The 9,614-nt window shown below is 36.7% G+C and carries 7 protein-coding genes; all 7 read left to right on the forward strand.

Annotation, left to right across the window (positions count from 1 at the left end; translation table 11 throughout):
- Window positions 1-496 precede the first annotated feature (496 nt).
- The gene (gene wecA, locus R8N28_RS23255) at window positions 497-1,576 is read left to right on the forward strand and encodes a UDP-N-acetylglucosamine--undecaprenyl-phosphate N-acetylglucosaminephosphotransferase (RefSeq protein ID WP_318104948.1); all 1,080 of its coding nucleotides are present in this window, start codon (window positions 497-499) and stop codon (window positions 1,574-1,576) included.
- Window positions 1,577-1,955: 379 nt separating this feature from the next.
- Window positions 1,956-2,954: an NAD-dependent epimerase gene (locus R8N28_RS23260; protein WP_318183463.1), complete on the forward strand. Its 999-nt coding sequence runs from the start codon at window positions 1,956-1,958 to the stop codon at window positions 2,952-2,954.
- Between the two features lie 212 nt (window positions 2,955-3,166).
- The gene (locus R8N28_RS23265) at window positions 3,167-3,859 is read left to right on the forward strand and encodes an acylneuraminate cytidylyltransferase family protein (protein ID WP_318183464.1); all 693 of its coding nucleotides are present in this window, start codon (window positions 3,167-3,169) and stop codon (window positions 3,857-3,859) included.
- The gene (locus tag R8N28_RS23270; RefSeq protein ID WP_118117534.1) at window positions 3,859-4,902 is read left to right on the forward strand and encodes an N-acetylneuraminate synthase family protein; all 1,044 of its coding nucleotides are present in this window, start codon (window positions 3,859-3,861) and stop codon (window positions 4,900-4,902) included. The genes R8N28_RS23265 and R8N28_RS23270 overlap by 1 nt, the downstream gene beginning before the upstream one ends.
- A 6-nt stretch (window positions 4,903-4,908) precedes the next feature.
- A complete protein-coding gene (neuC, locus tag R8N28_RS23275) occupies window positions 4,909-6,027 on the forward strand; it encodes a UDP-N-acetylglucosamine 2-epimerase (protein ID WP_118117536.1) in 1,119 nt (372 codons plus the stop codon).
- A gap of 1,129 nt (window positions 6,028-7,156) precedes the next feature.
- On the forward strand, window positions 7,157-8,221 hold the full coding sequence (locus R8N28_RS23280; protein WP_318183465.1) for a glycosyltransferase: 1,065 nt from the start codon (window positions 7,157-7,159) through the stop codon (window positions 8,219-8,221).
- Between the two features lie 3 nt (window positions 8,222-8,224).
- Window positions 8,225-9,283 (forward strand): glycosyltransferase family 4 protein, encoded by a 1,059-nt coding sequence (locus tag R8N28_RS23285; protein WP_318183466.1) that lies wholly within the window; start codon window positions 8,225-8,227, stop codon window positions 9,281-9,283.
- Window positions 9,284-9,614: the final 331 nt, after the last annotated feature.

Here is a 9,614-nt window from a genome sequence, read left to right on the forward strand (position 1 = left end):
TGTGCGATGGAACCGGAGTACCTTTATAAGGTTTTGACAGCCCTTGTAGGACGGGAATGTTCATGAATTTTCCCTGGTTAGGCATAGGTTACAATTTAAATCTTCATTTCTCATACCTATCAAAACCAAATACTAGGTTTATAGAAGTACTTAACTACCGGTCCAAACCGTCAGTTAGTATGTTCAGCTTTGTATTTGGCCTGCCTATAAAAGGCTGAGAACCGATGACCGTCACGAGCTAGTGTCGGTGGAACTCAGTTACTTACATATTCAATATTAGGAATTAGCGTTTGCAATGCGTTACAACCCACGTTGGCTAATTCGGTTTTGTCACGCCCAAAAATCACCTGCTCATTCTTAGAGTTCGGCGTGTCTAGATACGAGCGAAGCAAGAATTAGCAGTATCGGACCTGTGATGCAATGGAATCCGTAAAGGAAATCAGTCGGATGCGTTATAGATTTACCTCAAACTTATTTAATAACACAGTTGGCTATCATGAATAATGCATATTTATTTGTATTTATTTTGTCGTTCGTTCTACTTTTTGTTATGCGCAAAGTTGCTAAGCGCGTAGGTCTAGTAGATAAACCCAATGCAAGAAAGCTTCACCAAGGTGTCGTACCCCTTGTAGGAGGTATCTCCATTTTCTCTACTATACTGGTCGGGTTCCTTCTGTTCCTACCAATGAATGACAACCTATCACTCTACTTATCTTGTTCGGCTGTGCTTATAGTGCTCGGCGCATTAGATGACTACTACGATGTAAGTTTCAAAATTCGTCTTATTATCCAAGCCGGAATATCCCTTGCGATGATTTACATCGGAGGCCACAGCTTACACGATTTAGGCTACTTAATGGGGAGCGAAACCATTGCCCTTAATGAAGTCGCTGGCGCAGTGATCACCGTTATTGCGGTAATAGGCGCAATTAACGCATTTAATATGGTTGATGGCATAGACGGCTTGCTGGGCGGGTTAGCCTCGGTCACCTTTACAGCGTTGGGTATTGTCTTTGCGTACAACGGAAATGAATATTTGGTGACGATTTGTTTAATGATAGTGACTGCGATGCTTCCTTATATCTTCCTGAACTTAGGTTTCCCACTAGGTCGTCGCTTTAAGATCTTCATGGGTGATGCAGGCAGTATGTTCATCGGCTTTACTGTGGTCTGGATGCTAATTAGTGGCACGCAAGAACCAGGAGCTGTAGCCTTCAAGCCAGTCACCGCTCTGTGGTTAATTGCCTTACCCTTGATGGACATGGCAACCATTATGATCCGTCGTATTCGTAAAGGTCAGTCCCCATTCCAACCAGACAGAGAACATCTACACCATATTTGCCAACGTATTGGGCTTTCACCAGGTGCAACGTTAATTTTCATCTGTTCGATGGCATCGATTTGTGCCGCTATCGGCTTGTGGGCTGACTTTGTTGGCATTAGTGAATCAGTAATGTTTGTAGCTTTCTTGATTTTGTTTGCATGCTATTTTTCGGTAATTAGCCATATTTGGCGTATCTCTTCTTGGTTTAACAAGCTATTTCATACTTTAGGACTTCAGTTTACGTCTAAGTAGAAAATTAAAAAAAAGGCCTATTGGGGCAGGGTAGCCAAAATAGGCCAAATCATGCAATTCCAAATGGTTAGCGAAAACTGACTGTCTCAAAATGAATAAAAACTGTCTCAAGCTCATCCGAAGTCTGAGATGAAATGTAGAAAAACTTCACGATTTAAAGTGAAGAATTTTACAGACTCTTCTCTAAAAAACGCTTCTATTTAACACAATGGGCATGCGGCAATAAACACAGATAACAAAAATCAATAAGAAAAATGCTGGCTGCAATCGTTGGGTTTGATAACGCCAGTACGCTTTCTGTACGTGTCTCGTGTTGAACAATATAAACCATTATATGTCCCTTACGTCTAGGGGGATTTAGGTTGTCTAGGAAAATAATATGAAATACTTAGTAACAGGCGCTGCTGGATTCATTGGCAGTGCGGTTGTCGAGCGCCTGACAGAAATGGGTCACGATGTCGTTGGTATCGATAACATTAACGACTATTATGACGTTAACTTAAAGTACGCTCGGTTAGAGCGAATCGAACACCCTCTATTTAAGTTTATCAAACTGGATATTGCTGACCGCGTGGCGATCCCAGAGCTATTTGCCAGTGAGCAATTTGATCGAGTTATCCACTTAGCCGCGCAGGCTGGTGTACGCTACTCCCTGGATAATCCGCTTGCTTATGCAGATAGCAATTTAGTGGGACACCTAAATATCTTAGAAGGTTGTCGCCACAATAAAGTGAAACACCTCGTTTATGCTTCCTCCAGTTCTGTTTATGGTCTAAATGGAAAGGTGCCTTTCAGTACCGATGATTCTGTCGACCATCCTATCTCTCTATATGCTGCGACCAAAAAATCTAACGAGTTGATGGCGCACACCTATTCCCACCTTTACGACATTCCTACAACCGGATTACGTTTCTTTACTGTTTACGGTCCATGGGGGCGTCCGGACATGGCGCTGCTCAAGTTCACCCATAAAATTGTGAAAGGTGAAACCATCGATATTTATAACAATGGCGATATGCGTCGTGATTTCACTTATATCGATGACATCGTGGAAGGCATCATCCGAATTCAGAATGTTACTCCTCAAAAGAACAGTAATTGGACTGTTGAAGATGGTTTCCCGGCAACTAGCTCTGCACCCTACCGTGTTTACAATATAGGCAATGGTCAACCAGTGAAACTGATGGATTATATTCATGCATTAGAAGAGTCTTTAGGAATTGAAGCGAAAAAGAACTTTATGCCGATGCAACCTGGTGATGTATATCAGACCTATGCGGATACCACGGCTTTGTTTGAGGAAACAGGGTATCAACCTGAGGTAGATATTCGCGAAGGGGTTGCTGAGTTTGTTAAGTGGTACAAAGCTTTTTATTAAGATGAGGTTCGGTGGTGGTTTTATTTATTCATACTATGAAAAATAGTGTACCTGATTTTTACATATGAGGGCACTAGAATTTATTAAAAGTAAATAAAATTAACGCATTAAATTTGATTGATGTGATATGCCTCTCCCGAAATAGATAAAACTGTCTTGGAACGGTTTTTCAGTGAGATATAAATGAGTATTAGTTCATCGGAAAATATTACATGTGTAACAAGCATATTGCTCTAATTACGGCAAGAGGTGGCTCTAAAGGGCTGCCGAGAAAAAACATACTCCCGGTTAATGGTAGTCCACTCATTGGATGGACAATTCAAGCTGCCCTTAATTCTTCTCTAATTAAGCGTGTATTTGTTTCGACGGATGATGATGAAATTGCAGCAGTTAGTTTAGAGTTTGGTGCTGAAATAATTCCGCGTCCAGACGAATTAGCATCAGATACAGCAAGCAGTATTGATGTGGTGGAACATGCTATTGAATGGTTAGAGGGGAATAATATCCCCTGCAATTGTATGACATTGTTGCAACCAACATCACCGCTACGAACAACAAATCATATAGAAGAAGCACTAAATCTTTTTCAAATAAAGAATGCTCACTGTGTTATCAGCGTTTTCGAACCCTCCCATACCCCGATTAAGTCCTATATAGAACGTGAGGATGGAGCAATTGAAGGATTATACAGTGATGAAGCGCCGTACATGAGAAGACAAGACTTACCTCGTGCATTTCAACCAAATGGCGCAATCTATGTCTTTTCTGTAGAAGAATTTAAACGTAACAACCACTTCCCACGAACCAATGTACTCCCATACGTGATGTCAATATCGGATTCTATTGATGTAGATACGATTGAAGACTTAAAAGTGGTGGAGCAAAGATTGAAGGAACTTAAGTAATGACAAATCCGGTATTTGAGATTTCTGGACGTAAGATTGGTCTAGATTATGACCCACTGGTTATCGCCGAAATTGGGATCAACCACGAAGGCTCTTTGAAAGTGGCATTTGAGATGGTAGATGCTGCTATTGAAGGTGGTGCACAAGTGATTAAGCACCAGACACATATTGTTGATGATGAAATGAGCGGTGAGGCAAAAAGTGTTGTTCCAGGCAATGCTAATGTGTCTATTTACGAAATTATGAAGCGCTGCGCTCTTAATGAAGAAGATGAAACTAAGTTGAAAGAGTATGTGGAATCAAAAGGTGCGATTTTCATTAGTACCCCATTTTCACGTTCTGCAGCATATCGTCTTGAGCGTATGAATGTTCCTGCTTACAAAATTGGTTCAGGTGAGTGCAACAACTATCCATTACTTGATCTCATCGCAAGTTTTGGTAAACCGATTATCTTGAGTACTGGGATGAATTCTATCCCTTCAATTGAAAAGGCAGTAAATATTTTTCGCAAACACAAAACCTCATTTTGTTTACTGCATACTACCAACTTATACCCAACTCCAGATAATCTAATTCGGATAGGTGCGATGGAGCAACTTCAAGAAGCTTTCCCTGATGCTGTAGTGGGGCTTTCTGACCATAGTATTGATAACTTGGCTTGTTTAGGCGCAGTGGCGGCAGGTGCTTCAGTTCTTGAGCGTCACTTCACAGACAGTAAAGATCGTCCAGGTCCAGATATTGTTTGTTCTATGGATGCAAAGGATTGTGCAGAGTTGATTGCTCAGTCTAAGCGTATGGCACAAATGCGTGGAGGTAAGAAAGAAGCGGCAAAAGAAGAGCAAGTGACAATTGACTTTGCTTACGCAAGTGTCGTGACTATTGCTGAAATCAAAGAAGGAGAAGAGTTCACGCGTGACAACCTGTGGGTAAAACGTCCGGGCACAGGAGACTTTTTAGCGGAAGATTATGAGTCGCTTCTAGGGAAAGTAGCGACACGAGCAATTCCTGAAGATATTCAATTGAAGAAAGAATACGTTAACTAAATAAAAATGAAGAAGATATTATTTTTAACAGGCACTCGTGCTGACTTTGGAAAGTTGAAGAGCCTTATTCAAAAAGTCGAAGAGCACTCAGAGCTTGAAGCACATATTTTTATTACTGGAATGCATATGATTGCAAAGTACGGTATGACTGCTAACGAAGTAGAAAAGGCAGGCTTTAAATCACTTTACAAGTACATTAACCAGAATGGCCATGATTCGATGGATATTGTCTTGTCTAAAACAATTCAAGGCCTTTCAGATTACGTAAAAGAACTTCAACCCGACATGATTGTTGTTCACGGTGACCGCGTAGAGTCTATGGCAGGTGCAATAGTAGGAGCGCTAAATAATATACTAGTTGCTCATATTGAAGGCGGTGAAGTTTCTGGGACCATTGATGAACTTATTCGACATTCGGTATCGAAGATGTCCCATCTACATTTTGTCTCTAATGAAACGGCTAAATCTCGACTACTTCAGTTAGGCGAGTCTGATTCAAGTATTTTTGTAATTGGTTCTCCTGACTTGGACATCATGACCTCCCCAGACTTACCAACACTTGATGCTGCTAAAGATCGATATGCAATACCTTATGATGATTACTCGGTGTTTATGTATCATCCTGTGACTACAGAAGTTGATAAGCTGCAACAGAATATATCAAATACTGTTGATGCTCTTCTAAAAAGTAATGAGAACTTTATCGTCATTTATCCTAATAATGATCACGGTTCAGAGATAATCATTAATGAATTAAGCCGCCTTAAAGATAATAAGTGCTTTAAAATATTCCCAAGCATCCGGTTTGAGTATTTTTTGACTTTACTTAAAAATGCTAACTTTATGATAGGCAACTCCAGCGCTGGGGTCCGTGAAGTCCCATTTTATGGTAAACCATCGATAAACCTAGGCTCTAGACAAGATAATCGTTCAAATGCTAAATCGATTTTCAACATAGCTGAAGATTCAAAGAAAATATTAGAGACGATATCAATAGTGAAGAATATCTCTTTTGATGTAGAAAGAGAATTTGGTTTTGGGGATAGTGATGATCTTTTTATTCATGCTTTAGAGAAAAAAGATCTTTGGACAGTCTCAAAACAGAAAAAATTTATTGATCTATAAATAAATATAGAAATGAATGTTGTATAGTAATGCTTCTATAAAAATAGAATTAAATATTTGCTTAGCCCCTTTTTTATATAAAGATTTTATTTCTTATGCTGGTTATCAACTAGTTATTGTTAAATTAAAAGTATAAGTACTATTATAATATTTACATAAATTAGGGGCTTGAGTCATCCCCAAATATTAATTCTCCTATTAAATTTAAAATAGAAATAGTCATGGGTATTTAAGCCTAATTATGTAGTAAGTCTTGATTATGGACTCATTTTATAATCATTAATTTAAGAGTGATTATAAAAAATTATGAGATTATAGCTCAGATGTTAACCTATATTAATTTTAGAAGTTATATTTTATAATTAGATTATTATTCACAACATTTAGCTCCTTTCTAGCCGATTAACATTATCTGTTAAAAGTTTGACGTTATGTTGGTCATTCTATATTCAATTATTGTAGCTTGTGAAAGATATATAGATTGTTCTCAAGCCCATTTATAGTTTATTTATTATATGAGTGTCGGTGTAATACACTGTAATCGACGACGTCTATAAGACTCGATCCTCCGACTTCGATTAGTAAATTACTGTAGGATGAGTGATGCTAGTAAGTTGGCTGACAATATGTACTATCGATAGAAAAATGGGCTGACAAGAATGCCCCGAATTGATAACTGCATTTTCCACTAACAATCGAGTAGTACACGTACAAATAAAGACAATAAGTAAATTGAATGAGATCACTGTAATATCAAGACGGGTTTATCTATTAGAGATAAATAGTTCTCCTATTTTAATTGGTGCTATAGGGTATAAAAATAAATAATACTTAGATTAAATTTTCTGTGGCCAAAAAACTAAAATTTTCCAATAAGTGATGTTTTCGTTATTCATATGGTACTAACGGACACTAAATTAAATAATGGATAGAGTAAAATAAGAGGGACTGAAATCTATTACCAAGGTTGTTATACTTGTTAATATAGATAACTAATACAATTATGAACATATTGATATATATAAATAACTTAAAAGGTACGGGTGGCCCAAGGGTTATGCTAAATCTCGCCAGGGGATTTGTAAATCGAGGACACAAGGTCACCATAATTGTCGATGATTTAAACTCTATGGCATATGATATCCCAAATCAAATTGAAGTTTTAAAAATTGAAAATGGTAGAATATTAAAATTAAATTCTAAGAATGAAGATTTTACAGAGAAAAAAACTGGGATAAAAAATAAACTTCGAAAAAATAAGATCTTAACCAAGGTGTATGGATATTTAAGGCGAAAGATTCTAGATGTTAATAACTATATAAAGTTTGATAAGAAAGAGTTTGAAAGTAACATTAAGCAACTCTCTCCAAATGTTATTATAAATAATAATGTGATAAATAAACATTATTACCATGATGTTTTTGAATCTGTTTGCCCTTCTATTATATGCCTTCACTCGGCACCAAAATACCTATTTAATTCAAGGGGTATTTCGTTAAGAAAAGCAGAGAAACTATTTAAAAATAGACATTGTGTTGCTGTGTCAAAAGAATCTGCAACAGAGTTAAAAGATATGTTTCCAAGTGTTAAAAGCTCGTCTAGTATTTATAATATCATAAGTAAGGAGTCAATATTAGACGAGGCAAATATAATATTAAATCGAGAAGTACCAAAAAAATATATTATATATGTAGGTACGATATGTGAAAGAAAAAGAGTTGACAGAATTGTGATGTCGTTGACTCATCTTGATGAGTCGGTGTCTTTAGTTATCTGTGGAGAAGGACCGTTAAAAGATCAGATAAAGACACTAGTTGAGAGCCTCCATCTTGAAAGCCGGGTTTATTTCTTTGGTTTTATTAGGTCACCATTTTATCTCATCAAAAATGCAGAATGCTTGGTTTTATCAAGTGACTCTGAAGGGTTACCAACTGTTTTAATTGAGTCATTAATGTTAAATACACCAGTAGTGTCAACTGACTGTAAGACCGGACCCAAAGAAATAATGACAGGAAGTATGAGGCAGTTTTTAGTAGACATGCAAAATGAAAAAGAGATTCCCCGTATAATTGCAGAAAAAATAGTGGCGGCCTCAAGCTTAACCGGTTTGGATTATAATAACTTCTATGCCCCTTTCACCCAGAAAGTGGTTGTGTCAGATTGGTTGGATAAATTTAAAGAAATTGGTGTTTGATTAATGAATGTATGTATTTTAACTACCTCATTGAGAAAGAAAAGTGGGCCAAATAATGTTATATACAACTTGGTCAAGGAGTGGGTTAGCTTAGGTTGTGAAGTTACGATTATTTCAGTTAAACCATTTTCTAAAGAAGAGTCTGAACGATTTAAAGACCTGTCATCATTGTATTCGTTAGAGTTAGAAAATAAAGCATCACTCATATCAGCCATTAAAAAATATATCCGTTTAATAGAAAGGTTTAATTTCGATATTATAAATTCTCATGGACTTATACCTGATATAATAAATAAGCTTTCTTCTAATAAGGATACACCTCCAGTTATCAGTACTCTTCATAATCATCCTAAAAAAGACTATGCATTTAACTATGGTTGGTTTCAAGGCAGTATTATGGCCTTTATACACAAAGTAGTTCTTTCAAATGAAAACGTTATTACAGTGTCTAAGGAAGGAGCGGACTATCTATCTAGCAAAGCAACATTTATTCCCAATGGAGTATTGAGTCTAAATTATAATAAAGTTTATAGTTCCTGTTCTAAAAAAACGAAACTAGTATTTTGTGGACATATGAACAGCCGAAAAGATCCTAAAACCTTCTTGGATGCTTGTAAAATCCTAATTAGGAGTGGAATGGATTTAGAAGTCAAAATCCTTGGTGATGGTGATTTAAGGCAGGAACTGCAGAATTTATACCCTGAATTTGAGTTTTTTGGTTTTGTTAAACATTCAGATGTAATAAACCATTATCTAGATGCTGATATTTTTGTTATGTCTTCTAAGGCTGAAGGTATGCCAATGGCTATGCTTGAAGCATTGAGTGTTGGTTTACCTGTCGTAGTTTCAAACATACCATCCCTTAGTTATCTTATTGATAATTATAACATAGGGAGATCTTTTGGGGTCGGTAATGCAAGCGAATGCGCAGAAGCAATTAAATATGTTGTAGAACACTATGAACTTTATGAACCAAAAAATGAATTCGATAGGCACTTTTCTAGTGAAATAATGGCAAAGCGATACCTAGACTATTTTTCTAATTTATTAGATGTAAAGTAAGTTTTCAGGATATCAGCCGATCAAGAAGCAAAGAAAAAGCATGTGTTATATATATGCATGTCATGTTTAGCTTTGAACACCATCACTATTGGACTTAAGAAAGTAAACGTAATTTAAATCAATCAAGTTAAATATCCGTATCTAATAATGTAGTCATTTCTAATTTATTAAAGACTATTGATAAAAAACTAAGGCTGAGGTTAAGTTACAGATATTAGGTTGTAATAATTTATGCTGTGTTTTATGGGCAGGGAGCAGGGAAAATTCATGACGGCCATTGATTTTTAAGAGTTTTTATTTTTACGATTCTACCTAAGAGAAAAAATAGTCT

The sequence above is a fragment of the Vibrio sp. Vb1554 genome (assembly GCF_033344235.1).

What these genes read in the sequence shown, in the direction of transcription:
- wecA (WP_318104948.1), top strand. Translation starts at nt 497, where the DNA reads ATGAATAATGCATATTTATTTGTATTTATTTTGTCGTTCGTTCTACTT.
- R8N28_RS23260 (WP_318183463.1), top strand. Translation starts at nt 1,956, where the DNA reads ATGAAATACTTAGTAACAGGCGCTGCTGGATTCATTGGCAGTGCGGTT.
- R8N28_RS23265 (WP_318183464.1), top strand. Translation starts at nt 3,167, where the DNA reads ATGTGTAACAAGCATATTGCTCTAATTACGGCAAGAGGTGGCTCTAAA.
- R8N28_RS23270 (WP_118117534.1), top strand. Translation starts at nt 3,859, where the DNA reads ATGACAAATCCGGTATTTGAGATTTCTGGACGTAAGATTGGTCTAGAT.
- neuC (WP_118117536.1), top strand. Translation starts at nt 4,909, where the DNA reads ATGAAGAAGATATTATTTTTAACAGGCACTCGTGCTGACTTTGGAAAG.
- R8N28_RS23280 (WP_318183465.1), top strand. Translation starts at nt 7,157, where the DNA reads ATGGCATATGATATCCCAAATCAAATTGAAGTTTTAAAAATTGAAAAT.
- R8N28_RS23285 (WP_318183466.1), top strand. Translation starts at nt 8,225, where the DNA reads ATGAATGTATGTATTTTAACTACCTCATTGAGAAAGAAAAGTGGGCCA.